Genomic DNA, 24,456 nt, shown 5'->3' on the forward strand with positions numbered 1-24,456 from the left:
AAGGCAACCGAGCTATGTATTTCAGTGCGAAGCGTTTCGCACTGTTGCGGCAGTGCAACACGCACCCACCGCGCCGTCACTATAGCGACCCCGGCCATTACGGGAAGCGTCAGTTTGTCCGCCGATCAAAGTTGCGGACTTGGCTAGGATGCTTTGGGGGCCGTTCCAGGCTTGGTTTGCAGGTGCCAGCTCGTCTCGCCTTCCAGTCCCAACGCGGTCAGCCGGCCGGACGAATAGGCGCCCGTGTCGATACCGATCCGATGCCCCCGGCGTTCGATCTCGTCGGTCATGGTATGGCCGTGGACGATTGTCTTTTCCAGCGCCGATCGGTGATCGAGGAACGGGTCGCGGATCCAGCGCAGGTCGGAGGTACGCTGCTGGTCGAGCGGTGTATCGGGCCGAACACCTGCGTGAACGAAGGCATAGTCGCCGATGACGATCATGTCTTCGAAGCCGGCGAGGAAGGCGCGATGCTCGGGCGGCACGAGATCGGCCAGCCGGTGGACCAGTTCCTCGTAATCGAGCCGTTCATACTCGGCGGCGGCCATGCCGTAGCTGAGAATCGTTTCCCGTCCGCCGATTCGACAGAACAACCGTAGCGCCTTGGGTTCGCCGTCGAGCGCGCCGATGAAGATCTCCTCGTGATTGCCCAGGAGGAACCGAACATTGGCGCGACTCGCCGCGAGATCGCGGAGACGGTCGATCACCGCAGCAGAATCCGGACCGCGGTCGACGATATCGCCAAGGAAGATCACGGTCGTTTCGGCAGGACCGCGAGCGCGCTCGTCCGCTTCGATCAGCGCGATCAAGTCGTCGAGCAGATCCGCACGACCATGAATGTCGCCGACCGCGTAGACGCGCTGGCCTTCGGGGACCTGGGGCAGGTTCGATCGGGTGGCGGGGCGGGACTTGAAGAGCTTTGAAATCATGCTGCTGTCGATGCGGAGGAGAATATGTACGAATGCTGATCGGACGGTGTTCGCATAAGGCGGTATGCGGTTCGTCGCAACGCGTCACTGTCCATCGCTATCGGCGGGGCCACCGGCATGACGGGATCGACGGCAGCCGCTATGAGGAACGAATGTCGATCAAAGCACGCCTGCTCCCGCTCCTGATCATTGTTGCCGCCGCGTCTGCCGAGAAGGCGCCGGCCGAGAAGGGCACGCCGTCGCCTGCGTTCTTCGAAACATTGCGCGCCGCTGACCTGCGCATGGCGACGATTGCATACCGCCTGACGACGGCGAACGCCGCGCTCTGCGACCAACTCCAGCCACAGATCGGGATGCCGATCCACGCCTTGACGCAATACGGCTCGACCGCGCGCGCCAGTGCCGCGTCGGCGTTCGGGTTCGAGGCGACGATCGGCGTCGAGGCAGTCGTCGCGGGCGCGCCGGCGGCGCGTGCCGGCATTCGTCCCAATGATTCGATCGTGGCGATCAACGGCGTTGCGCAGCCGGGACTCCCGACCGCCGATTCGCCGGAAGGTGCCGCGGCGCGCGATGCTGCGGAGGCGGCGATCGCTGCCGCACCGATCGGACGGCCTCTAAGGCTAACGATCCTGCGCGAGGGGCGACAGGTGCCGATCGCCGTCACGCCGGTCAGCGGTTGTCGCTCGCGGTTCGAGATCCTGCTCGGCAGCGGACTCGGCGCGAGCGCGGACGGATCGGTCGTGCAGATCGGCGAACGCTTTTTCGAAGGCTATAGCGATGCGGAGATCGCGGTCGTCGTATCGCACGAACTCGCGCACAACATCCTGCATCACCGGGCGAAGCTGGACGCGGTGAAGATCAACCGCGGCATGCTCGCCGAACTCGGGCGCAACGGGCGTCTGATCCGGCAGACCGAGGACGAGGCCGACCAGCTCGGCATCTACCTGCTCGCCAATGCGGGCTATGATCCGATGTCGGCGCCGCAATTCTGGCGTCAGAAGGGCGGCTCAGTCGATGGAGGGCTGTTCCGGAGCCGCACCCACGCGTCATCCAAGGCGCGTGCGGAAGCACTCGAGACGATCGCGCGGGAGATCGCCGCCACGCCGACCCGGCCGATTATCCCGCCGCTCGTCGCGACGCGGGATGTGCCGCTGCGGTGAGCACGCCTATCTGGGGTCGAGGCTGATCGGGCCAGATGCCGCGGGTGTCGAGCACGGCCTTGTCGGCGCGTTCCTCCAGCGGGATCGACTTGAACACGTCATGATCCACCAGCACGACCATGATCGGGCAGGCCTCGATCGCGGTATCGACATCGATCAGCGTCGCGCCGGTGCCGGCAAAGGCGGCGGGCAAGGCCGTCGCGTACGGCTCGACGATCCGCACGCGGTCGCCGAATGCCTGCGCGACGGCAAGTGCGACCTTGACGGCGGGGCTCTCGCGAAAGTCGTCGATATTCGCCTTGAACGCGAGACCGAGGCAGGCGACCGGCGCGCCGGGCATCGCTTCGACGAGGGCTGCGACCTGCGCGATGACGTGATCGGTCTTGCCGTCGTTTACTTCGCGGGCGGTGCGGATCAGCCGGGTCTGGTTGGGTGCCGCATGCACCAGGAACCACGGATCGACCGCAATACAGTGGCCACCGACGCCGGGGCCAGGCTGCAGGATGTTGACGCGCGGATGGCGGTTGGCGAGGCGGATCACCTCCCAGACGTCGACCCCCATGGTGTCAGCGATCAGCGAGAGTTCGTTGGCGAAGGCGATGTTGACGTCGCGAAACGCATTCTCGGTCAGCTTGGTCATTTCCGCCGCGCGCGCGGTGGTGGTGACGCAGGCGCTGCGGACGAAGCGACGGTAGAAGGTCAGCGCCTTGCGCGCACAGCGCGGGGTGATGCCGCCGATGACCCGATCATTGTCGATCAGTTCTACCAGGATGCGACCAGGCAGCACGCGTTCGGGACAATAGGCGATCGCGATATCGGCCTGGTCGCCGGTCCGGCCCGGTACCCGCAGATCCGGGCGCAGCGTCGCGAGCAGGTCGCGGACCCGTTCGGTCGTGCCGACCGGGGAGGTCGATTCGAGGATGATCGTGTCGCCCGGTTTCAGTACCGACGCGATCGTCGTCGCGGCGTTCAGCACATAGCCGATATCGGGCGCATGATCGTCGTCGAACGGGGTCGGAACGGCAATCACGAACACGTCGGCCGGCTCGATCGTCGTCGAGGCCCGCAACGTCCCGCGCGCGACGACACCGGACACGAGCCCGTCGAGATCGACCTCCTCGATATGGATGCGCCCTGAGTTGACCGTCTCGACAACCGATTCGGTCACGTCGACGCCGAGCACGCGGGCGCCGGTCCGCGCGATCACCGCTGCGGTCGGCAGGCCGATATAGCCGAGCCCGAGCACGACGACGTTCAGTTCGGTATCAGACAGCATGCGCGACGATTCCCTTGGCGGTACTTTGGGCAATATTGTGTGCGGTGGTCTTCGCGATGATCTCGGCGATGCGGGCGGCGGCATGGCCGTCGCCGAACGGATTGTGCGCGCGTGCCATCGCGGCATAGGCGGCGTGGTCGTCAAGCAACGTGAAGATCTCGGACACGATCCTGTCCTCGTCGGTGCCGATCAGCTTGGCGGTGCCCGCGGCCACGCCTTCGGGGCGCTCGGTCGTCTCGCGCATCACGAGGACGGGTTTGCCGAGCGCCGGCGCCTCTTCCTGTACGCCACCCGAATCGGTGAGGACGATGTCGGCCAGTCCGAGCGCGCGAACGAAATGCGGGTAATCGAGCGGCTGGATCCGGGCGACATTCGCGCGCTTCCCCAGAATCTGGTCCATTACCGACACGACGTTGGGATTGGGATGAACCGGAAACAGCACGGCGACATCGTCGCGCTCGGCGATCCGTCCGATCGCGCGCGCGATGGCGGCCATGCCGTCGCCGAAATTCTCGCGCCGGTGCGTCGTCACCAGAACGATCCGCTTGCCCGCAAAGCGCGCCGCGATCTCGTCGAGCCCCGCCGCCAATGCCGGGTCCGCGGCGACCCGATCGACCGTCCAGTGCAGCGCGTCGATCACCGTGTTGCCGGTGACATGGATCGTCTCCGGCGCGATCGTCTCGCGACGGAGCGCGTCCGCCGCGGTTTCCGTAGGGGCAAAATGCAGCGCGGCGATCGGCGCGACGATTCGTCGGTTCACCTCCTCCGGCCAGGGCTGGTAGATATTCCCCGACCGAAGCCCCGCTTCGACATGCGCGACCGGGACCTTGCGATAATAGGCGGCGAGCGCGCCGGTCATTGCCGTCGCGGTATCGCCCTGCACGACGACGAGATCGGGCGACTCGGCGTCCATGACATCGCCGAGACCGGTCAGGAGACGGGCGGTGAGCCGGTCGAGTGTCTGGCCGGGCTCCATCAGATCGAGATCGATATCCGGTGCAAGATCGGCGATCGCGAGAACCTGGTCGAGCAGGCCGCGATGCTGTGCGGTCACGCAGGTCCGTACTGTCAGGCCGGGGGTCGCGGCCAACGCACGGATAACCGGGAAGAGTTTGATCGCTTCCGGACGCGTGCCGAAGATGACGAGGACTTTGGACATTCGCACCCTGTAGCCCAACGTCTTTAACGACGCGCTAATTGGTCGCGGCGATTTGCGCCACGCCATCCCCGACGGTAGACGAGCCGCGACCAACACGGGAGTTTCGAATGACGATAAAACCGCTGCGCAAAGCCGTATTCCCGGTTGCCGGTCTCGGCACGCGGTTCCTGCCGGCGACCAAGGCGATGCCGAAGGAAATGCTGACCGTCGTCGACAAGCCGCTGATCCAATATGCCGTCGAGGAGGCGCTGGAAGCCGGCATCGAGCAGATCATCTTCGTGACCGGCCGCAACAAGGGCGCGCTCGAGGATCATTTCGACATCTCGTACGAGCTCGAGGATACGATGCGCGCGCGCGGCAAGTCGCTCGATGCGATCAGCAATATCCGGATGAAGCCGGGTTCGCCGGTCTATGTGCGCCAGCAGGAGCCGCTCGGTCTCGGCCATGCGGTCTGGTGCGCGCGCGAGATCGTCGGCGACGAGCCTTTCGCGGTGCTGCTGCCCGACGAACTCATGGTCGGGCAACCCGGCTTCATGAAGCAGATGGTCGAGGCGTATAACGCGGTCGGCGGCAACGTGATCGGTGCGCTCGAAGTGGCCGATTCCGAGACCGACAAATACGGCATCATCTCGCCGGGTGCGATCGACGGCCGGCTGACCGAGGTCACTGCACTCGTCGAGAAGCCGAAGCGCGGTACCGCCCCGTCGAACCTGATGATTCCCGGTCGCTACATCCTTCAGCCCGAAGTGATGCGGATCCTGGAAACGCAGGAAAAGGGTGCGGGCGACGAGATCCAGCTGACCGACGCGATGGCGCAACTGATCGGGCAGCAGCCATTCCACGGCTTCACCTTCGACGGGCAGCGCTACGATTGCGGTGACAAGGCGGGCTACATCCAGGCGAACCTGGCGATCGCGATCGCACGCGACGATATCGGGCCGGGGGTTCGCGCCTTCGCCGAAGGCTTGCTCGGGCGCTGAGGCGCGACCGGCCGGAACGTCAGAAGGCGTTCCGGTGCAGCAGGACACGGAAGGTGAGGACGATGATCTTCACGTCGCGCCAGATCGACCAATGTTCGAGATATTCGAGATCGGCCTGCAACCTGTTGCGCAGGTCGTCCTCGAACATCGTCGCGCCGCGATAGCCGCGGACCTGCGCGAGCCCGGTCAGGCCGGGCTTGGCGGCGTGACGATGCCAGTAGCGTTCGTCGACTTCCCAGAACAGCTTGTCGGCAGCGCGAGAGCCCAGCGCGTGCGGGCGCGGCCCGACGATGCTCATGTCGCCGCGCAGCACGTTCAGGAGCTGCGGCAGTTCGTCGATGCTGGTGCTGCGAATGATCTTGCCGACGCGGGTAACGCGGTCGTCGTCGCGCGCGGTCGAGCGTTCGCCCGCGCCGTCGCTGCGCTCGGTCCGCATGCTGCGGAATTTCATCATCCGGAACATCTGGTTGCCGCGGCCGATGCGGACCTGCTTGAAGAATACCGGCCCCGATGAGTCGAGCTTCACGAGGATCGCGATCACCGCCAGCACGGGTGCCAGAACGAGCAGCGCGCCCGCCGCCATCGCGATGTCGAAGCTGCGTTTCAGGAAGCGATCGAACAGCGCGAGCGGCCCCGCGGCGACGATGATTGTGGGAACCGTGCCGTGCGTGCTGATCCCGAGTGGCGCGAGCGCGTTCAGCTCGGGCATGAAGATCTCGCTCTGGATGTTGGCGCCCTTGAGCGCCTGCGCCCAGGCGACGCGTCGCTCCGGGCTGCAGGCGACGACGACGCGGTCGGCGCCCGCCAGCGATTGCGCCAGCCGGTCGTACATGACGGGATCATGCACATCGGGATTGAAATAGGCGTCCGAGGCGATGACCACCGAGAAATCGCCGTCCGGCACGGGCTGGTCGGCGTCGTACAGCAGAATGATGCTGAACGGGTTGCCGCCAATGATCGTCTTCATGTGGCGGACGAACATATACCGCCCGAGCGCCAGCAGGACGACCGCGAAGCCCGACCCGATCGCGACCACCAGCCGCGGGAACGTCGTGCTCGCCTTCAGGCAGAAGGCGATGAAGATCACCGTCGAGATCGCCAGCATATAGGCCTGCAGACCCTTCGCCACCGACCGGAACGGATCCTCGAGGTTCGCCGTCGCGTAGCTTTCGTTGTTCAACGCGGTGAGCAGGAACGCCGGTACGAGGGCGCCCAGAATAAATGGCCAGTTCGTGTCGGAAAAGAACGTCCCGCGCATGCCCGCAGCGGCGAAATAGCTGATCACGATACAGCCGGCATCCATCGCCATAAGGCCGATGAACAGCCGGATCCGGAGCGTCGAAGAGCTCGGCTGCCACGAACGCGGCTTCGACCTGGAACCAGCTGTGTTGGCCGATGCCAAATCCTCTCGACCCAATTTCACGTTCATAGGCATTCCGGACGCATACACTTTCCCCCTGACATAAGGGGCTATTCAGAGCGGATTACATAGCAGAACAATAACCATTTACCACTGGATCGAACCTATTCCGGAGGCGCACTGGCGTTGCAGGCGCGGCAGCCGGGATCCTTCGGCAGGCGGATCGTTCTAAACCGTAGCGCGAGGAGGTCGACCAGCAGCAGCTTGCCGGCGGGATCGTCACCAAACGGCGCTACCGCGCGCAATACCTCCAGGGCTGCAAGGCTGCCGAGTACGCCTGTGACGGGACCGAGCACGCCGTCCTCCGCGCAACTCGTTTCGGCGCGCGCCGGATCTTCGCCGACGAAGCAACGATAGCACGGCTTGTCGGGCTCCCATCCGCGATAGGTTGCGAGTTGGCCTTCGAACTGGCCCACCGCCGCCGAGACCAAGGGGATCTGCCGGGCATGCGCAGCGTCCGCGACCAGGAACCGTGTCGCGAAATTGTCGCAGCCGTCGAGCACGACGTCGGCACCGTCCAGCAAGGCCGCCACGTTTTCGGCATCGATGCGGACACGGTGCGCATCGACGGTGACATGAGGATTAATCCGCCGGACTGCCGCTGCAGCCGCCTCGACCTTGGCGATGCCCGTATCTGCGGTCGTAAAGATCGTCTGGCGCTGAAGGTTGGAGGGCTCGACCCTGTCGTCGTCAATCAGGATCAGTCGACCGATGCCGGCGGCGCCGAGATACTGGATCGCCGGCGAGCCGATCCCGCCCGCGCCGACGGTCGCGACGGTCGCCGCCTTCAATCGTCCCTGGCCCCTGCCGCCGAATTCCTTGAGTACGATATGGCGAGCATAGCGCGCCAGTTCGTCGTCGGAGAGCGTCATGCTCCCCACGCGAATGTGAGACTGGTCCGATACCAGGATTCAACCTCGGCATCACTTACGTCGATCGTATCGCGTGCCGTGCCCAGGATCACGCCTGCGGCATATTGCTCGACGGTCGGGCAATCGATCGCGCGGGGCGTCACCCGGCGGATGCGGCCTTCGGGCGTCGTCAGGACGGCGAGGTCGACGGTCAGCGTCCAGCCCTGCGGGGTGCGGACCGCTTTCGCGCATCGTCCCGCAAGGACTTCGCCGTGAACATAGGCGGAGGTGTTCGCCAGCATCGTCGCCGGACGGCGGACACGCAGGATCGGCAGATTGCTCCAGTCCTGCGGTGGCAACCCGGTTTTTGCAGGTGGCGTCACGGTCGCCGGGACGGGCGGCGGAGCGACCGGCACCGTCGCGACCTGCAGCATCAGGGCGAGTGCCGCGATCATCGGCCGGTCGACCCGAAGCCACCGACGCCGCGGACCGTCTCGTCCAAGATTGCGACTTCGTCCAAGGTCGCGCGCAAAACGACGGCAGGCACCAACTGCGCGATCCGATCGCCGCGCGCGATGTCGAAAGGCTCGCGGCCGAGATTGGCGAGGATGATCTTCACCTCGCCACGATAATCGCTGTCGATCGTGCCGGGCGTGTTGAGGCAGGTGACGCCGTATTTCAGCGCGAGGCCAGACCGCGGGCGGACCTGCACCTCGTGGCCGTCGGGAATCGCGATCGCGAAGCCGGTGGCAACGGCGGCGCGGTCGCCCGGCGCAAGCGTGATCGCCTCGGCCGCGACGACGTCCATGCCGGCCGCCCCCGCGCTCGCATAGGCGGGCAGGGGAAGACCTTCGCCGTGAGGCAAGCGCGTGAGTTCGATACGGATCATGGCGTGCGTTCTAGCGCATCGGCGATGCGGTCCGCCAGTCGCGCGGCGACATCGTCCTTCGGCAGCCGCTCCCAACTTTCGACGCCTGCGGCGGTGACGACGTGGACCGTGTTGGTCGCGCTGCCCATCACGTCGCCCGATACATCGTTGGCGACGATCCAGTCGGCCGCCTTGCGAATTCGCTTGGCGGTCGCATGTTCGAGCACGCGCTCGGTTTCGGCGGCGAACCCGATCAACAGGCGGGGTCGGTACGGGCTGCGCGCCAAAGTCGCGAGAATGTCGGGATTTTCCGCGAGAGCCAGCGTGCGCGTCGCGTCACCCTTCTTGATCTTCTGGGAAGCGGGTTCGACGTGCCAGTCTGCCACGGCGGCGACCATGACCGCGGCGTCTGCGGGCAGCGCGCGGTCCACCGCGTCAGCCATCTCTCGCGCGGTCTCGACGTCGATCCGGTCGACCGCTGGCGGGGTCGGCAGCGTCACGGGACCGGCTACAAGCGTCACGCGTGCGCCGAGCCGTGCCAGCGCTGCGGCGATCGCGAAGCCCTGTTTGCCCGACGAGCGATTGGCGATGTAGCGGACTGGGTCGATCGGCTCATGCGTAGGGCCCGCGGTGACCAGGATATGAAGTCCCGCGAGCCTTTTATTCTGGGCGGGGGCGAGCATCGCCTCGATCGCGGCGAGGATCGCGGAAGGCTCGGGCAAACGGCCGGGGCCGTATTCGCCGCACGCCATCGCGCCCTCGTCCGGCTGCATCACCGTCACGCCGTCGGCGCGAAGCTGCGCGACGTTGCGGACGGTCGCGGCATGGCTCCACATCCGGACGTTCATCGCGGGCGCCACCAGCACCGGCGTGTCGGTCGCGAGCAGCAACGTCGTGGCGAGGTCGTTCGCCAACCCGGCTACCATGCGTGCCATCAGGTCGGCGGTGGCGGGCGCGACGACGATCAGGTCTGCCTGGCGACTGAGCTGGATATGCCCCATCTCGGCCTCGTCCTTCAGGTCCCACAAGGTCGTATAGACCTTGTCTTCGCTAAGCGCGGCGAGCGTCATCGGGGTCACGAAATGCTGGCCGGCGTCGGTGAGGACGCACCGTACCGTATGCCCGCGGCCCTTCAGCAGGCGGATGAGTTCGGCGGCCTTGTACGCGGCGATACCGCCACCGACGATGAGGAGGATGCGCTTCATGCCACCGCCTCTACCGTATTATGCGCCTGACCGTAATGCGTCGCCCATCGTGCGCCGCCCGCACCAGATCGCGCACGCCGTCCACCGCGAAGACCAGTCCGACCAGCCAGAGCGGGGCGACGAGCAGCACCCAGTAGAAGGTGTCGAGCCGCCCGAAAAGACCGAGCAGGATGGTATAGCCGGCGAGTAGCGCCGACAGGCGCAGCGCGAGCGGATCGTGCCACGCCGTCCAGCCGAACAGCGCGATCCCGGCCAGCGGCGCGGCGAACGCGAGAGGGAACAGGCTGAGCGCGGTGGCGCTGATGATCGCGCGTACGACGAACCCGATCCCCAGCAAGCCGGCCCAGCCCGGCGATTGCGGATCGAGCGGGCGCACGGCCAGCGCGACGGCGTGCGCGTGCAGCGTCAGAACGACGGCGATGACGACGAGCGACGCGAGCCATGCCATCGCTTCCCTGCGGCTCCCCTCGGCGAAGGCGAAGACCGCCATCAGCGCGAGATAGGGCACCGCGGTCTCGCGAACCAGCACCGCGGCAAGGCCGAACGCGACTGATTCGAGCCATCTGCCGGGTCGACGCAGTGCCAGCGACAGAGCGACGAACAGCCCGGCCCATATCTCGTGGAACAGCACCAACCCCGTCTGGAGGAACGCGACCATGCCGCCGAGCAGCAGGATCATCGCGATCGCCAGCGCGGCTCGGCTCAGCGCGGGCCGCAACCGTCGATACCAGGCGATCATCGTCGCCAGCGCCAGCAGGTACAGCATGCCCGACAGCGCGATCGACGGCAGACTGGCTGCGACGACGGCCAGCGTCGGCAGGCGCATCGTGACGAACGGCCTCAACGGATAATTGCCTGCGCGCATCGCATCGGCGGCCACGGTGTAATAGTCGCCGCCATGCCGGACGCCCTCGACGATCGCCGCGTAGAGACCCATGTCGGTTCCGTGGTCGGCGCCGCCGCCGACACTCGACTCCACCGGCGTCGGCGCGAGCGCCAGCCACGTGAGCATCACCAGCACGACGAGCAGCGCGAGCACCGCCCTTGCGACCGGTTGCGATACCGTTGCAAAACGCGATGGCCGTGCCAGCCACAAAGGCGCTACCGGACGGCGCATCGTCCGATCCGACGACAATGCTGTGCGAGTATCATCGCAGGAACAGCACGGTCGCGGCGATGCTGGCCAGCGCGGAGGCCAGCGCGACGATCGCATAGCGCCAGCTCCCACCGATCCGGACGATCTCGATCTCGCGCAACGGCATCGTCGGCGGAGCACCACCGGGGGCGGGGTAATGCGCCTCGATCCGGCGGACCAGTTCGGGGAGCCGGGTCAGCGTGCGGAAATCCTCGATCAGGCGGTCGGCGATCATCGCCTCCGGCCCAAGCTCGCCGCGGATCCAGTCGCGGACGAACGGCTCGGCCGCCTCCCACAGGTTGATGTCGGGGTTGAGGCTGGTCGCGACGCCCTCGACCATCACCATCGTCTTCTGCAGCAGCAGCAGATGCGGCTGCGTCACCATGTCGAAATCGCGCGTGATCGAGAACAGGCTGTCGAGCATCATGCCGATCGACATGTCCTTGACCGGCAGCCCGCGCATCGGCTCGCCGACCGCACGCAGCGCGGTGGCGAACTCGGCGACGTCGTGGTGTGCGGGGACGTAGCCTGCCTCGAAATGGATCTCGGCGACGCGCTTATAATTACCGGTGATCAGGCCGTAGAGGATCTCGGCAAGCCAGACCCGCGCGCGTCGGTCGATCCGGCCCATGATGCCGAAGTCGATCGCGGCGATGCGGTTGCCGGGGAGTGCGAACAGGTTTCCCTGGTGCATGTCGGCGTGGAAGAACCCATCGGCGATCGCCTGGCGCAGGAACGCGCGGACCAGCGTCTGCGCGAGCGCGGGCAGGTCGTAGCCGGCGTCGACCAGCGCAGGGCGGTTCGACAGCTTGATGCCGTCGATCCACTCGATCGTCATGACCTTGTTGGTAGACCGCGCCCAGTCGATCGCGGGAATGACGAAGTCGGCCTCGGCGGTCATGCCTTCGGCGAGTTCGGAGGCGGACGCGGCTTCGCGGCGGAAGTTGAGTTCGCGGAGAGTCCAGCGCTTGAACGTCTCGATCGTCAGGCGCGGGCGCAGGCGCATCGCTTCGGGGCTGAGCGCCTCGAGTTGCGCGGCGGCCCAGCTGTACGTGTCGATCGCGCGCGCGAAATCGTCATCGACGCCGGGGCGGAGAACCTTGACCGCGACCTGCCGGCCGTCGGTGGTGACCGCGCGGTGGACCTGCGCGATCGACGCCGCCCCGACCGGTATTGGTTCGATGTGTGAGAACAACGTCTCCAGCGGCTTGCCGAAGCTCGCCAGCATCGCCGCTTCGATCGTCGCGTACGGGACGGGGGAGAGCTGATCCTGCAACCTTAGCAGGTCATGCGCGGCGTCCTCGCCAACGAGATCCGGCCGCGTGGCGAGCGTCTGTCCGAGCTTGATCGCCGCGGGCCCGATCGCCTGGAAGGCATCCGCATAGCGCGGCACCGCCGGCACCCGCGCCCCGAACCGTGCGATCCTCGCAAGGCGGCGGACGGCGGCGGGCGTATTCGGGTCGCGCTCGATGCCTCGCAGCGCGCCGTGGCGAGCGAGGATTCTACCCCATTTAAGAAGCCGCCAGATGTGAGTGGTGGACGCGGTCACTGGGCGAAAGCACCGTGAGAAGGACTTTGTTCACGCGGAGGCGCGAAGGCGCGAAGAGAGATTTGTTCACGCGGGCACGCGGAGACGCAGAGAGAAGGTAGAGCTGGTTCGCGCGGAGACGCGGAGACGCAGACGTGTTTGGCGTCGCCGCGGATGCGGCTTTTCATGATGGACGAATGGCTAGCAAAGCGCTGACGCGCACAAGACCCGGCGCCGTCGCGCCCACTTACTCTCCGCGTCTCCGCGTCTCCGCGTGAACCACTCTTCGCGCCTTCGCGCCTTCGCGTGATCACTAGATCTTCCACCCGCTGTGGATCGCGACGAGTCCGCCCAGCAGCGGCTCGACCTTCGTCTGCACGAAGCCGGCGTCTGCGATCATGCCCTTGAACTTGGGCATGTCCGGGAAGCGGCGGATCGATTCGATCAGGTAGCGATAGCTGTCCGCGTCCTGCGCAAGAAGCTGGCCGAGCTTCGGGACCATCTTGTGCGAATAGGCGTCGTATACCTCGGCGAACCCTGGCCAGACGGTGGTCGAGAATTCGAGGCAGTAGAAGCGACCGCCGCGGCGCAGGACGCGGTGCGCCTCACGTAGAGCCTTGGGGATATCCGTCACGTTACGGATGCCGAACGCGATCGTGTAGGCGTCGAAGAACTTGTCGGGGAAGGTCAGCGTTTCCGCGTTGGCTTCGGTCCAGACGAGGCCGTCGACGCCGCGCTTCTGCGCGCGCTGCATGCCGACTTCAAGCATCTGCGGGTTGATGTCGGCGACCGTGATCGACGCGCCCGACGGCTCCATGCGGAATGCGATGTCGCCCGTGCCGCCGGCCATGTCGAGGATCTGCTCGCCGTCGCGCGGTTTCACGCGGCGAACGAAGCGGTCCTTCCACAGCCGGTGCATGCCGCCCGACATCGCATCGTTCATCAGGTCGTATTTCCCTGCGACGTTCGAGAAGACGCCGCCGACGCGGGCGGTCTTCTCGGTGGCGGGGATGTCTTCGTAGCCGAAGGAGACGGTATCGGGCGTGAGTGCGGGCGCGGGCGCGATCAAGTCGTTCATATCCTGCGCTCTAGCCGCGCCTTGTGGCGCGAGCAAACGCAACCTAGCTGCACACCGTGCCAGAATTACCAGAAGTCGAAACCACCGTGCGCGGGCTGGAGCCCGTGCTGAAGGGCCAGCGCCTGACCTCGGTCGAGCCGCGCCGTGCCGACCTGCGCAAAGCGATCCCGGTCGACCTGCGCCAGCGGATGACGGGGGCGACCGTTACGCATCTGGGACGGCGCGCGAAATACGGGCTGATCGATACCGATCGCGGCGACACGCTCGTCTTCCATCTCGGCATGTCGGGTCGCTGGCGAGTCGATCCGAGCGAACTGCTCGCGCACGATCATCTGCTGATCGGCACCGAGGCGGGCCGCACGGTCGCGCTCAACGATCCGCGGCGATTCGGCTTTCTCGATCTTTGGGCGACCGAGGACATCACCAGTTACCCGCCGTTCCTCAGCATGGGGCCGGAGCCGCTCGGGCCGGACCTGACGGCGGCGCATCTGCTCGAGGCGCTCGAAGGGCGAGGGGCGTCGATCAAGGCGATGCTGCTCGATCAGCGAATCGTCGCGGGGCTCGGCAATATCTATGTGTGCGAAGCGCTGCACATGGCGAAGATCGCGCCGTCACGCGCGGCGGGGCGGATCTCGCTGTTTCGACTCGAGCGACTCGTCGAGGCGATTCGGACGGTGCTGACCGCCGCGATCCTGGCCGGCGGATCGTCGCTGCGCGATTACGTGCGGCCCGACGGCGAGCTCGGCTATTTCTCGAAGCAATGGCGCGTTTATGGGCGCGAAGGCGAGGCGTGCGAATGCGGTGCTACCGTGAAGCGGCGGACGGAGGGCGGGCGCTCGACGTTCTGGTGTCCGAAGTGCCAACGCGGTTGAGCCTATCAGTTGACGGGCCAGGACAAAGTGAGTAGGGCCGCGGCTTCGAGAGGGCGTAGGAGCAATCCGGCGCCCCTTTTTATTCATTCGAACATCCAGAGGGCTTCATGGCGAACACGCCGCAGGCGAAAAAGCGTATCCGTCGCAACGACCGTCGCGCGGAAGTGAACGGCAACCGCGTCGGCCGTATCCGTACGTTCATCAAGAAGGTCGAGGCCGCACTGGCTTCGGGCGACAAGGGCGCAGCGACCACCGCACTTGCGGCCGCACAGCCTGAGCTGCAGCGTGGCGTCGCCAAGGGCGTGCTGCACAAGAATACCGCGAGCCGCAAGTTCGCGCGTCTGACCAAGGCCGTGACCGGGCTCGCCTGAGCGACCGATCACGACACTGGCATTGTCGAGTAGATCACCCGCCGGGGTTTCTCCGGCGGGTTTTTTGCGTGTGCGAAGGGAACTGGGGTGGAGTCCACATAACCCTAGGATTCGCCACGATTCGAGCGACCGTGATTCACGTCAGCAGACTGCAGCATTTGCAAAAAATGCGTAAAGACAGCGACTTATAAAAATATCGACGCATTTCCGCGGCTTGTTCAAGTCAACCCGCTTTATTTCGAAAATGTGACGTCTCGGGGCCTTGCTCGGATCGCCGATCGCTTCATAACAGGGCTCACAGCGACGGTGGTTTCCACCGCTGCATCAACAAACAGGGCGAAGATGCCGGACGACCCTTGGGGTCGTCAGGGGGACCATTTTCTGTCGGAGCTATATCACCCGCGCGAGCAATCTCGCGGGGTCGGAGAAGTGTGCGCGTGACGAAGTGGCAAGGATCTGTGACGCATGCGAGCGAGGCCGAAAAGGCCTGGGCTCGCGTTCGTGCATCCTTGCGCGAGTCGGCCGGCGCGCGGCTGTTCGAGCAGTGGCTGAGGCCGATCGAACTGATCCCCGGCGAGGACCGCGACACGATCCGGCTCGCGCTGCCGTCGGCGTTCATGACGAACTGGGTCCGCAATCACTACGCCGACCGGCTGGTGCTCGAATTCAAGCAGATCCTGCCCAACGTCCGCACCGTCCAGATCGAGACCCGGGCGCCGGGTCGCGCACCCGTCGTGCTGGCGATCGAACCGGTGGCCGATGCCACTCCGGCCAAGCCCGTCGCCGATCCGGTGCCGGTCGAGGCCAAGCCGGCTCCAAAGCCGGTCGCCGAGCCTGCGCAGGTTTCGATGAAGTTCGGTGTCGATCCGTCGCTGAAGCCGGCACCGGCGCCTGTCGTGGCCTCCGCGCCGGTCGGCGTGCCGGCCGAGCGGCCGCCGCTCGATCCGCGCTATACGTTTGCGCGATTCGTCGTCGATCCGTCGAACAAGGTCGCGTTCAACGCGGCCAAGGTGCTTGCCGAGCCGGGTCCGGTCCGGTTTAGCCCGTTGTTCCTCCATAGCGGCACGGGGCAGGGCAAGACCCACCTCATGCACGCGATCGGTCACGCGTTCCTCGAGCATAACCCGAACGCGATCGTGCTGTGCATGTCCGCCGAGCGGTTCATGTACGACTTCGTCGCGTCGATGCGCGCGCGCGATACGCATGCCTTTAAGCAGCGCCTGCGCGGTGCCGACCTGCTGCTGATCGACGATCTCCAGTTCATCGCCGGCAAGGATGCGACGCAGGAGGAATTCTTCCACACGGTCAACGAGATCATGGCGGCCGGCAAGCGGCTGGTGATCTCCGCCGACCGCTGCCCGCAGGCGCTGGAAGGCGTCGAAGCGCGGATCGTCAGCCGCATGTCGGTCGGCCTGGTTGCGGACATCAAGGCGCCTGACCTGACGCTGCGCCGGACGATCCTCGACCGAAAACTCGTCGACCTGCCCGACATGCGCGTGCCGACCGACGTGCTCGACCTGCTTGCCGCGCGCATCCATGCGAACATCCGCGAGCTGGAAGGCGCGCTCAATCGCGTCGTCGCATATGCGCAGCTGACCGGCGACACGATCGACCTCGACTTCGCCGTCGCGACGCTCGGCGAAGTCCTCCGCGGTGCACAGAAGCGCGTGACGATCGACGAGATCCAGAAGCTCGTCTCCGCGCATTTCGAACTGAAGCCGCTCGATCTCATCTCGGCGCGGCGGGCGCGCGCGGTCGCACGGCCCCGCCAGATCGCGATGTACCTCGCCAAGCGGCTGACGACGCGGTCGTTGCCCGAGATCGGGCGGAAATTCGGCGGACGCGATCACTCGACGGTGATCCATGCGGTGCGGAAGATCGAGGAACTGCGCGACTCGGACCGCGATATCGACGCCGCCGTGCGCGTCCTGATGCGGGAACTCGAGGGCTGAGCCCACCCGCTTGGCTAACGCGATCTTAACGACGTGCGACGATGAAGATGCGCATGTTGTCGCTTAGCTCGGGCGTACCCCACGCCGATCCGGTCCCGTCCTTGCTGTTGCGATCGGGGATCGCGGCGCTGCTGCTCTGCGCGGTCGCCGCGATCACGATCCCGCGGACCGTGCCTAACACGCTGATCGACTATTATTTCTTCCACCAGGACCTCTGGTTGCTGGGCGCGGGCGGGTTGATGCTCTGCATTCTCTCGCGGCTCGACTTCGGCGAACGGCCGCTGGCGTTCGGGACGTCGGGTGCCCGGTATCTGGCAGGGGCGATCGTGCTGGTCGCGCTGCTCGCCTATGCCGGCTCGTTCGTCGTCACCGAACATTATGCCTTATCGCGCGACGAGGCGATGGCGGAATTCGCGGCCGACTATCTCCAGCACGGCCATCTCGCGAGGGCGATTCCGCCGGGCATGAACACGCTGGGCGACGCGATGATGCCTTGGGCGGGTGGCCGGACGACGAACGGGATCTGGCTGTCGGGATATCTGCCCATCAACTCGCTGTTGCGGGCCGGGGCGGGGTTGCTCGGGGATCGCTTCCTCGCGGGACCGCTTCTGCTGGGCGGCGGCTGTGCGGCGCTCTGGATGTCGGCACGAAAGATCTGGCCCGATCGTCCCGATGCCGCGATCGTCGCGATCGTGCTCGTGTTGACCTCGACGCAGGTGTTCGCGACCGCGATGACGCCATTCGCGATGACCGCGCATTTCGCGCTGAACGCGGCGTGGCTGGTGTTCTATCTCCGGCGCGATCCGATTGGCCACGCTACTGCGATCGCGATCGGGCTGCTGGCGGCCGGCCTGCACCAGATCCAGGTCCACATCCTGTTCGTGACGGGGTTCATCGTCTGGGACTGGGTCAGCGGACGGCGGCGGACAGCGCTGCTCTACGCCGGCGCGTGCCTGGGATATCTGGTGGTCTGGGACGTCCTGTATGCACGAGTCCTGCTGAACTGGGCGCTCGGCCCGCCGACGGTATTGCTGAAGCCCGGCGTGCCGTCCAACGGACTGATCCAGAAATTCGCCGATCGGATCGGCGATCTCCAGCCGATGAGCAGCCTGGCGCGGTTCGCCGCGTGGCAGAATATCCTGGTGTTGCCGCTCGCGTTCGCCGGCGCGCGCGGGTTGCACGACGACGAGGGCAAGCCGACCATCGCGTCTGCCTTTGCCGTGTCGTGCATGATCGGGCTCGTGCTGATGCTGTATCAGGGCCTCGGCTATGGCTATCGGTATCTGCACGGCCTGATCCCGTGCTTCTGCCTGTTGGCGGCGGGGGGCTGGATCCGGCTGTCCGCGCAGCGCGGGCGACCGATGCCCGCAGCGCTGCTCTGGGCAGGATGCGCCTTTGCGGTGCTGTTCACGGCACCGCTCGCATTGACGGTCTCGAAGGCGTTTCTACACCCCTATGCGGCGGCCTATCGACTGTTGCGGACCACGCCCGCCGATATCGTGCTGATCGACGGACGCGGCGGTGCGTTCATCGAGGATCTGGCGCGCGTCGATGGTCCGATCGCCCGGCCGATCCTGCTCGACATGAGCTACGTTCCGCTTCGCGACCTGCGCCACCTTTGCGCGACCCGCAGCGTGATGGTGTTCGATCATGTCCAGGCACGACCGCTGGGAATCAGGCCGGGTGGCGACGCAGGCAAGTACGCCCGTCATATCGCCACCGGCCGCGCGCTGATGGAACGACTGCATTGCGGCCGGCCGGTACCGATCGGCTAAGGCTCAGATCTGCAACCCGACCGCGGCCTGCGCCGCGCGGAGCGTCGGTGCCGCGAGCGCCCGTGCCCGGCTCGCGCCGTTCTCGAGGACCGCGCCGATCGCCGCCCGGTCTTCCAGCAATGCGGTCATCCGGTCGCGGATCGGCCCGAGCGTCGCGACCGCGATATCCGCCAGCGCCGGCTTGAACGCACCAAAGCCCTTGCCGGCAAATTCTCCGAGGACGCTCTCGGCCGACTGGTCGGCGAGGGCGGCGTAGATCGTCACGAGGTTGCGGGCTTCGGGACGCTCGGCAAGTCCATCGACGGTTTCGGGCAACACGTCCGCGTCGCTCTTCGCCTTTTTGAGCTTCTGGACGATCACGTCGTCGCCATCGATCAGGTTGATCCGAGAGGCATCGGACGGGTCCGACTTTGACATCTTGGCCGATCCGTCGCGCAACGACATGATCCGCGGCGCGGCCTTGCTGACGAGCGGCAAGGGCAGCGTGAACAGATCCACGCCGAAATCACCATTGAACTTCGTCGCGATGTCGCGCGCCAGTTCTAGATGCTGCTTCTGGTCCTCGCCGACCGGTACGTGCGTGGCGTTGTAGAGCAGCACGTCGGCGGCCTGCAGCACCGGGTACGCGAACAGCCCGACGCTCGCACCCTCGCGGTTCTTGCCCGCCTTGTCCTTCCACTGCGTCATCCGGTTCAGCCAGCCGACCCGCGCGGTGCCGTTCAGGATCCAGGCGAGTTCGCTGTGCGCGGTGACGCGCGCCTGGTTGAACAGGATCGACCGATCGGGATCGATCCCGGACGCGATCAGCACCGCCGCCATCTCGACGGTGTTGCCGGCCAGTTCCTTGGGGTCGATCGCAACCGTCAGCGCGTGAAGATCGGCGAGGAAGAACAGGCACTCGTCGCCCGCGGCCATCGAATCCTGCAACGCCACCCATTGCCGGATCGCACCGAGATAATTGCCGAGATGGAGATTGCCGGTAGGCTGGATGCCGGAGACGACGCGCACTGAAACTACCTTATCTGGAACGACGCAGAAGCGTGGAGATGTCGCCCAGCCGGAATGCGCCGGTGAGCAACGTCGCGATCGCATAGACGACCCCGCCGGTCGCCACCAGCACCAGCATCGCGCCCCAACGCTGGATGCTGCTGCCGGTGACGAACGGCTGGAACAGGTCGTTCAGGAAATACATGACGACGCCCATGATCAGCGCCGCGACCAGCAATCGCCACGTCCGCCGGACCAGCCGAGCATCGGGGACGAAGTGGCCGCGGCGGACGAGCGTGCGATAGAGCATGGCAACGTTGACCGTGCTCGCGATCGCGGTGGCAAGCGGCGGTCCCATGTGGCCCAGCGGCTTGATGAAGGCGAGATTGAGGACGAGGTTCACGACCATCGACATCGTCGCATACCGGACCGGCGTCCTGGTGTCGGAGCGGGCGTAATACCCGGGCGTCAGTACTTTCACGAGAATGTAAGACGGCAGTCCGATCGAGAAGGCGGCGAGTGCCTGTGCAGTCGGCAGGGTCTGCGCGGCGGTGAACTTGCCGTGCTGGAACAGCGCGGCGATGATCGGCCCGCCGCACACGATCAGCGCGACCGTTGCGGGAAGGGTCAGGAACAGTGCGAGTTCCATGCCGCGGTTCTGCGTCGCCATCGCCTCCGCATCCTCGCCACGGCCGAGCTGGCGCGAGATCGTCGGCAGCAGGACGGTGCCGAGGCCGATCCCGATCAGCCCGAGCGGGAGCTGGTTCAGCCGGTCCGCGAAATAGATGTACGACACCGATCCCGCCGGCAGCAGCGCGGCGGCGAGCGCGGTCGAGACGACGAGATTGATCTGCACCGCACCGGCGCCTGCCGCGGCGGGCCAGATCAGCGACATCAGCCGCTTCACGTCGGGATTGAGCTGCGGGCGCTTGAGACGGAGCCTGACCCCCGACGCACGACAGGCATAGATCAGCCACAGCAACTGGAGCGCGCCCGATACCGTGACGGCGATCGCCTGGTTGCGTGCGGTCAGCAACTGCTCGTGTTCGTGAAACAGCAGCAGGGCGGCGATCAGCGTGGCGTTCAACAGGATCGGCGCCGCCGCGTTGATCCAGAATTTGTGGAGTGAATTGAGGATGCCGCCGAGCAGCGAGACGAGGCTGATCAGCAGCAGATAGGGCAGGGTGATCCGCGACAGATGCACCGCGAACGCGAACTTCTCCGCGCCGATATCGTTGAACCCGCCGGTCAGCAGCCATGTCACCGGCCACGCCGTCGCTTCGAGCAGCACGGTCATGACCAGCAACGTCGGAAGCAACACCGATAGTGCGTCCTCCGCGAACGCAATCCCGTCGGGAAGGCCGTTACCGTCCTTCGCGCCGACTTTGCGATTGAACATCGGGATGAACGCCGCGCTGAACGCACCCTCCGCGAACAGCGCGCGGAACATGTTGGGCAGGCGAAACGCGATGAGGAACGCGTCGGAGGCGAACCCCGCGCCGACGAAGCGCGCGAACAAAGAATCGCGCACGAGCCCCAGGATCCGGCTGGCGAGCGTCAGCCCTCCGACCGATCCCAGGGCCTTCGCCAGGTTCATCTATCGCGCCCCCGGAACCATGTCAGGCCTGACCGAAATCGCCGACGTTCGGCTGGATGCCGGCCTGTTCCGACTGCTGCAGATACAGCTGGCCGAAATCGATCGGCTCGAGCAGCAACGGCGGGAAGCCACCGTCACGCACCGCATCCGACAGAACGCGGCGTGCGAACGGGAACAGCAGGCGCGGCGCTTCGCCCAGCAGGAACGGCTGGACGTGCTCGGCCGGAATGTTGCGCAGCCCGAAAAGGCCGGCGTACGAAAGGTCGACGATGAACGCGACCTGCCCGTCGGTCTCGGCGCGGACGTCGATCTTCAGCACCACTTCGTGCACTTCGTCGCCGACCTGCGCCGCGCCGATGTTGAACTGGACATCGATCGCGGGTGGGGTCTGGTTCTGGTATACCGCCGGCGCGTTCGGATTCTCGAACGACAGATCCTTGGTGTACTGCGAGATGAGGCCGGCGGCCGGCACGGTGTCTTCACCGTTCGCGAGCGGCTGGTCGGGCGTGGTCACGCCGTTGTCCTGGTCATCCATTCGTCGTGTCCTCGAGAGCAAGTGTGGTAGGTAGCGTGATATCGGGACCGAAGCAGCACGCTTGCGCGTTGGTTTCGATCAAGGCGGTGCGACTAGCAGTGCCGAGGGGGCGATTCAACGGGCGCGGGTTTGAATACCCGTCGGTTTGTCCTATGTTGGCCCGAAGATCGGAGGCACGGTTGTTTTACGTAGTTCTTCTCGCGATGGTCGCAGGCTTTCTGGCTATGCGGCTCTACAGCGTACTCGGCAAGCGGACGGGGCACGAGCAGCCCCTGCCGCGCACGGCCGAGGAACGGCCCGTGCCGGTCGCCGTGCCGCGCACGGTCGAAGCGCTGCCCGACGCGCGTGAAATCGCCAATCGCAACATGGAGGCCAAGGCTGAACCGGGACTTCGCGCGATCGTCGCGGGCGAACCGGGATTCGACGTCGGCCGCTTCCTCGAAGGTGCGCAAGCCGCCTATCGCATGGTTCTCGAGGCGTTCTGGAAGGGCGACGAGCAGGCGCTTGCCGAACTGGCTGTCGATGACGTGCGCGCGGCGTTCGTCGAAGCGATCGAGGCACGCAGCGCTGCGGGAGAAATACTCGACAACCGGCTCGTATCGATCGAGCGCGCGGTGATCGCAGATGCGAGCCTGTCGGGCCGTGACGCGCGCATCACTGTCCGCTTCGACGCCGATATCGCTGCTGTGACACGCGATGCGGACGGCAACGTCCTTGCCGGTTCGCTCACCGATGCGGTCGAGACGCATGACGTCTGGACGTTTGCGCGGACGCTCAAGAGCAGCGATCCGAACTGGAAGCTTGCGGACACCGACGAAGCCTGATGCGTAAGCTTGGGGGGGTAGGGCTCGCACTGTTGCTGAGCGCATGCGTGGGCGGCGTCGAGCCCCCGCGGGGAGTGCAGGCACCGGTCGGCCGCGACCCCGGCGTATCCGGACCTGCGGAGCCGGTCCGCGTTCACCCGATGCGGGACACCGGTGCATCTCCGAACATCCGCGGCATCCAGTCTCCGGCGCGGATGGTCGGCGCCGTGCCGTTCCTCCCGTCACCGGTGACGCCGCCGCTTCAGCCCGCAACCGCGGCCGAGGCCGGGGTCATCGCAGGTCCGGCGGTATCGGGCCTGCCGATCGACGATGCGCAGGCGCAGGCGGCGTTTGCGGCGTTCGTCACCAGTTGCCCATCGCTTGTCCGGCGGACGGACACCTCGGGCCTGACGCGCGGCTCGGATTGGCAGCCTGCTTGCACCGCCGCGAGTTCGACGCAGCGCCGCGATGCCCGCGCGTTCTTCGCGCAATGGTTCGAGACGGCGCAGATCGGTGACGGCAAGGCCTTCGCGACCGGCTATTACGAGCCCGAGATCGCTGGCTCGCTCGAACGCCGCGATGGCTATGCGCCGATTTACGGACGGCCGAGCGATCTGATCGACGTCGATCTCGGCGCCTTCTCGACCGCCTTGAAGGGGAAGAAGATCCGCGGTCGCGTCGATCGCAGCAACCTTGTCCCCTATTACGACCGGACCGCGATCGAGCAGGGTGCGTTGTCCGGCAATGCGCCGATCCTGGCCTGGGCACGCGATCCGGTCGAGCTGTTCTTTCTCCAGATCCAGGGATCGGGGCGTATCCGCTTGCCCGACGGCGAGATCCTGCGGGTCGGCTATGCGACGCAGAACGGGCGGGATTACACGGGGATCGGCGCGCTGATGAAATCCCGCGGCCTGCTGGCACCGGGGCAGACCTCGATGCAGGGGATCGTCGCCTGGCTGCACGCGCATCCTGCCGAAGGGCAGGCGATCATGCGCGAGAACAAGAGCTTCGTGTTCTTCCGCGAACTCGATGGCGCACCGCTAGGCGCGCTCGGGCTGCCCGTGACAGGGCAGGTGAGCGCTGCGGCGGACGTCAAGTTCGTGCCGCTCGGCGCCCCCGTTTTCCTGTCGCTCGACCGGCAGGACGCGACCGGACTGTGGATCGCGCAGGATACCGGCGGCGCAATCAAGGGCAGCAATCGTTTCGACACGTTCTGGGGGGCAGGTCCTGCCGCGGAGTCGACGGCGGGCGGCATGGCGGGTCGTGGTACCGCGTATCTCCTCCTGCCGATCGGCACGGTCGCGCGCCTCAATCAAGCGAATGGGGCGCGATATGGCGGGCCGTCCGCTCAACCCTGACGAGGCCCTGCTTTGGGCCAGGGTGATGCAGACGGTTCGGCCGATGCGTGCGGTGTCCGTGCGTATCCCCGAGCGGTCGACAGCCATGCCATTGCCGCCCAAGCCGCTGATCGGACCCAATGGCAAGGTCGTTCCGCCGCCGCCTGCGCCGATGGGGCGCGTGAAGCCGATCATCCGTACCGTCGTCACCCTGTCCGCCAAGCCGGTCGCGGCACGACCGACGCCCAGATCGATCACCGCGAACACGCTCGATGGCGGTTGGGACAAGAAGCTCGTGCGCGGTGCGGTGATCCCCGACAGCTCGATCGACCTGCACGGCCACACGCTGGCCTCGGCGCATGCGTTGCTGGATGTCGGTCTTGGTCGAGCGATCGCGCGCGGCGACCGGGTGCTGCTGCTGGTGACCGGCAAGCCACCACGCCCGGAAAGCGAGCGCCCGCACGCACGCGGCGCGATCCGCGCGGCGGTGACCGATTGGCTGGCAGGCTCGCGCCACGCCGATGCCATCGCTGCGGTACGAGGCGCACATCCGCGTCATGGCGGACAGGGTGCGCTTTACATCGTCCTGCGCCGGGGCCGCGAACATGGCTAGCCGTTCGACTGGACAGCAGGAACCA

Annotated in this window: 23 protein-coding genes; 9 read left to right on the forward strand and 14 right to left on the reverse strand. The window is 66.2% G+C overall.

Annotated elements, in window-relative coordinates:
- Positions 1-143: 143 nt before the first annotated feature.
- Positions 144-929 (reverse strand): metallophosphoesterase family protein, encoded by a 786-nt coding sequence (locus tag O6Y00_RS04260; protein WP_353441344.1) that lies wholly within the window; start codon positions 927-929, stop codon positions 144-146.
- 152 nt (positions 930-1,081) lie between these two features.
- Between O6Y00_RS04260 and O6Y00_RS04265 the strand changes: the two genes are divergently transcribed.
- A complete protein-coding gene (locus O6Y00_RS04265) occupies positions 1,082-2,089 on the forward strand; it encodes a M48 family metallopeptidase (RefSeq protein WP_353441345.1) in 1,008 nt (335 codons plus the stop codon).
- Here the strand turns inward: O6Y00_RS04265 and wecC are convergent.
- Together wecC and wecB are read right to left on the reverse strand one after the other, a co-directional pair.
- Positions 2,046-3,365: a UDP-N-acetyl-D-mannosamine dehydrogenase gene (wecC, locus tag O6Y00_RS04270; RefSeq protein WP_353441346.1), complete on the reverse strand. Its 1,320-nt coding sequence runs from the start codon at positions 3,363-3,365 to the stop codon at positions 2,046-2,048. The genes O6Y00_RS04265 and wecC overlap by 44 nt on opposite strands.
- Complete coding sequence (gene wecB / locus O6Y00_RS04275) at positions 3,355-4,524, reverse strand: non-hydrolyzing UDP-N-acetylglucosamine 2-epimerase (protein ID WP_353441347.1); 1,170 nt, start codon at positions 4,522-4,524, stop codon at positions 3,355-3,357. Before wecB ends, wecC begins: the two co-directional genes overlap by 11 nt.
- A gap of 107 nt (positions 4,525-4,631) precedes the next feature.
- Here wecB and galU point away from each other — a divergent pair, with 107 nt between their 5' ends.
- Entirely contained in the window at positions 4,632-5,504 is an 873-nt protein-coding gene (galU, locus tag O6Y00_RS04280) for a UTP--glucose-1-phosphate uridylyltransferase GalU (protein WP_353441348.1), read from the forward strand.
- Positions 5,505-5,523: 19 nt separating this feature from the next.
- On the opposite strand, the gene O6Y00_RS04285 is transcribed toward galU, so the two are convergent.
- From O6Y00_RS04285 to O6Y00_RS04320, 8 genes are all read right to left on the reverse strand, one after another.
- On the reverse strand, positions 5,524-6,813 hold the full coding sequence (locus tag O6Y00_RS04285; protein WP_353441349.1) for a sugar transferase: 1,290 nt from the start codon (positions 6,811-6,813) through the stop codon (positions 5,524-5,526).
- Between the two features lie 215 nt (positions 6,814-7,028).
- Entirely contained in the window at positions 7,029-7,796 is a 768-nt protein-coding gene (locus O6Y00_RS04290) for a HesA/MoeB/ThiF family protein (RefSeq protein ID WP_353441350.1), read from the reverse strand.
- Positions 7,793-8,230 (reverse strand): hypothetical protein, encoded by a 438-nt coding sequence (locus tag O6Y00_RS04295; RefSeq protein WP_353441351.1) that lies wholly within the window; start codon positions 8,228-8,230, stop codon positions 7,793-7,795. The genes O6Y00_RS04290 and O6Y00_RS04295 overlap by 4 nt, the downstream gene beginning before the upstream one ends.
- Positions 8,227-8,664, reverse strand: coding sequence for a dUTP diphosphatase (gene dut, locus O6Y00_RS04300; protein WP_353441352.1), 438 nt, complete (start codon positions 8,662-8,664; stop codon positions 8,227-8,229). The genes O6Y00_RS04295 and dut overlap by 4 nt, the downstream gene beginning before the upstream one ends.
- Positions 8,661-9,848 (reverse strand): bifunctional phosphopantothenoylcysteine decarboxylase/phosphopantothenate--cysteine ligase CoaBC, encoded by a 1,188-nt coding sequence (gene coaBC / locus O6Y00_RS04305; RefSeq protein ID WP_353441353.1) that lies wholly within the window; start codon positions 9,846-9,848, stop codon positions 8,661-8,663. Before coaBC ends, dut begins: the two co-directional genes overlap by 4 nt.
- A gap of 10 nt (positions 9,849-9,858) precedes the next feature.
- Positions 9,859-10,965, reverse strand: coding sequence for a hypothetical protein (locus O6Y00_RS04310; RefSeq protein ID WP_353441354.1), 1,107 nt, complete (start codon positions 10,963-10,965; stop codon positions 9,859-9,861).
- A 31-nt stretch (positions 10,966-10,996) separates the two neighbouring features.
- A complete protein-coding gene (gene ubiB, locus O6Y00_RS04315; protein ID WP_353441355.1) occupies positions 10,997-12,532 on the reverse strand; it encodes a 2-polyprenylphenol 6-hydroxylase in 1,536 nt (511 codons plus the stop codon).
- 292 nt (positions 12,533-12,824) lie between these two features.
- Complete coding sequence (locus tag O6Y00_RS04320; RefSeq protein WP_353441356.1) at positions 12,825-13,589, reverse strand: class I SAM-dependent methyltransferase; 765 nt, start codon at positions 13,587-13,589, stop codon at positions 12,825-12,827.
- Positions 13,590-13,645: 56 nt separating this feature from the next.
- On the opposite strand from O6Y00_RS04320, the gene mutM reads away from it, so the two are divergent.
- The 4 genes from mutM to O6Y00_RS04340 all read left to right on the forward strand — a co-directional run bounded on the left by mutM (position 13,646) and on the right by O6Y00_RS04340 (position 18,559).
- On the forward strand, positions 13,646-14,461 hold the full coding sequence (gene mutM, locus O6Y00_RS04325; RefSeq protein WP_353441357.1) for a bifunctional DNA-formamidopyrimidine glycosylase/DNA-(apurinic or apyrimidinic site) lyase: 816 nt from the start codon (positions 13,646-13,648) through the stop codon (positions 14,459-14,461).
- A 107-nt stretch (positions 14,462-14,568) separates the two neighbouring features.
- On the forward strand, positions 14,569-14,832 hold the full coding sequence (gene rpsT / locus O6Y00_RS04330) for a 30S ribosomal protein S20 (protein ID WP_031394736.1): 264 nt from the start codon (positions 14,569-14,571) through the stop codon (positions 14,830-14,832).
- Positions 14,833-15,269: 437 nt separating this feature from the next.
- Positions 15,270-16,784, forward strand: coding sequence for a chromosomal replication initiator protein DnaA (dnaA, locus tag O6Y00_RS04335; protein ID WP_353441358.1), 1,515 nt, complete (start codon positions 15,270-15,272; stop codon positions 16,782-16,784).
- Positions 16,785-16,837: 53 nt separating this feature from the next.
- Positions 16,838-18,559, forward strand: a complete 1,722-nt coding sequence (locus tag O6Y00_RS04340) for a hypothetical protein (protein ID WP_353441359.1) — start codon at positions 16,838-16,840, stop codon at positions 18,557-18,559.
- A 3-nt stretch (positions 18,560-18,562) separates the two neighbouring features.
- On the opposite strand, the gene trpS is transcribed toward O6Y00_RS04340, so the two are convergent.
- The 3 genes from trpS to secB are packed head-to-tail and all read right to left on the reverse strand — an operon-like array spanning position 18,563 to position 21,678.
- Entirely contained in the window at positions 18,563-19,567 is a 1,005-nt protein-coding gene (gene trpS / locus O6Y00_RS04345; protein WP_353441360.1) for a tryptophan--tRNA ligase, read from the reverse strand.
- Between the two features lie 10 nt (positions 19,568-19,577).
- Positions 19,578-21,143 (reverse strand): murein biosynthesis integral membrane protein MurJ, encoded by a 1,566-nt coding sequence (murJ, locus tag O6Y00_RS04350; RefSeq protein ID WP_353441361.1) that lies wholly within the window; start codon positions 21,141-21,143, stop codon positions 19,578-19,580.
- 22 nt (positions 21,144-21,165) lie between these two features.
- Positions 21,166-21,678 carry a protein-export chaperone SecB gene (gene secB, locus O6Y00_RS04355; RefSeq protein ID WP_353441362.1) on the reverse strand — a complete coding sequence of 171 codons (513 nt, stop codon included), beginning with the start codon at positions 21,676-21,678 and terminating at the stop codon, positions 21,166-21,168.
- Between the two features lie 179 nt (positions 21,679-21,857).
- Here secB and O6Y00_RS04360 point away from each other — a divergent pair, with 179 nt between their 5' ends.
- The 3 genes from O6Y00_RS04360 to O6Y00_RS04370 are packed head-to-tail and all read left to right on the forward strand — an operon-like array spanning position 21,858 to position 24,431.
- The gene (locus O6Y00_RS04360; protein ID WP_353441363.1) at positions 21,858-22,502 is read left to right on the forward strand and encodes a Tim44/TimA family putative adaptor protein; all 645 of its coding nucleotides are present in this window, start codon (positions 21,858-21,860) and stop codon (positions 22,500-22,502) included.
- The gene (mltA, locus tag O6Y00_RS04365; protein WP_353441364.1) at positions 22,502-23,839 is read left to right on the forward strand and encodes a murein transglycosylase A; all 1,338 of its coding nucleotides are present in this window, start codon (positions 22,502-22,504) and stop codon (positions 23,837-23,839) included. The genes O6Y00_RS04360 and mltA overlap by 1 nt, the downstream gene beginning before the upstream one ends.
- Positions 23,814-24,431 (forward strand): Smr/MutS family protein, encoded by a 618-nt coding sequence (locus O6Y00_RS04370; RefSeq protein WP_353441365.1) that lies wholly within the window; start codon positions 23,814-23,816, stop codon positions 24,429-24,431. Before mltA ends, O6Y00_RS04370 begins: the two co-directional genes overlap by 26 nt.
- Positions 24,432-24,456: the final 25 nt, after the last annotated feature.

The sequence above is a fragment of the Sphingomonas faeni genome, from assembly GCF_040407565.1.
Taxonomy (GTDB): domain Bacteria; phylum Pseudomonadota; class Alphaproteobacteria; order Sphingomonadales; family Sphingomonadaceae; genus Sphingomonas; species Sphingomonas faeni_F.

Bases quoted from the DNA above. Each gene is read 5' to 3' on its own strand.
- O6Y00_RS04260 (WP_353441344.1), bottom strand. From the start codon at position 929: ATGATTTCAAAGCTCTTCAAGTCCCGCCCCGCCACCCGATCGAACCTG.
- O6Y00_RS04265 (WP_353441345.1), top strand. From the start codon at position 1,082: ATGTCGATCAAAGCACGCCTGCTCCCGCTCCTGATCATTGTTGCCGCC.
- wecC (WP_353441346.1), bottom strand. From the start codon at position 3,365: ATGCTGTCTGATACCGAACTGAACGTCGTCGTGCTCGGGCTCGGCTAT.
- wecB (WP_353441347.1), bottom strand. From the start codon at position 4,524: ATGTCCAAAGTCCTCGTCATCTTCGGCACGCGTCCGGAAGCGATCAAA.
- galU (WP_353441348.1), top strand. From the start codon at position 4,632: ATGACGATAAAACCGCTGCGCAAAGCCGTATTCCCGGTTGCCGGTCTC.
- O6Y00_RS04285 (WP_353441349.1), bottom strand. From the start codon at position 6,813: ATGGCGATGGATGCCGGCTGTATCGTGATCAGCTATTTCGCCGCTGCG.
- O6Y00_RS04290 (WP_353441350.1), bottom strand. From the start codon at position 7,796: ATGACGCTCTCCGACGACGAACTGGCGCGCTATGCTCGCCATATCGTA.
- O6Y00_RS04295 (WP_353441351.1), bottom strand. From the start codon at position 8,230: ATGATCGCGGCACTCGCCCTGATGCTGCAGGTCGCGACGGTGCCGGTC.
- dut (WP_353441352.1), bottom strand. From the start codon at position 8,664: ATGATCCGTATCGAACTCACGCGCTTGCCTCACGGCGAAGGTCTTCCC.
- coaBC (WP_353441353.1), bottom strand. From the start codon at position 9,848: ATGAAGCGCATCCTCCTCATCGTCGGTGGCGGTATCGCCGCGTACAAG.
- O6Y00_RS04310 (WP_353441354.1), bottom strand. From the start codon at position 10,965: ATGCGCCGTCCGGTAGCGCCTTTGTGGCTGGCACGGCCATCGCGTTTT.
- O6Y00_RS04320 (WP_353441356.1), bottom strand. From the start codon at position 13,589: ATGAACGACTTGATCGCGCCCGCGCCCGCACTCACGCCCGATACCGTC.
- rpsT (WP_031394736.1), top strand. From the start codon at position 14,569: ATGGCGAACACGCCGCAGGCGAAAAAGCGTATCCGTCGCAACGACCGT.
- O6Y00_RS04340 (WP_353441359.1), top strand. From the start codon at position 16,838: ATGTTGTCGCTTAGCTCGGGCGTACCCCACGCCGATCCGGTCCCGTCC.
- murJ (WP_353441361.1), bottom strand. From the start codon at position 21,143: ATGAACCTGGCGAAGGCCCTGGGATCGGTCGGAGGGCTGACGCTCGCC.
- secB (WP_353441362.1), bottom strand. From the start codon at position 21,678: ATGGATGACCAGGACAACGGCGTGACCACGCCCGACCAGCCGCTCGCG.
- mltA (WP_353441364.1), top strand. From the start codon at position 22,502: ATGCGTAAGCTTGGGGGGGTAGGGCTCGCACTGTTGCTGAGCGCATGC.
- O6Y00_RS04370 (WP_353441365.1), top strand. From the start codon at position 23,814: ATGGCGGGCCGTCCGCTCAACCCTGACGAGGCCCTGCTTTGGGCCAGG.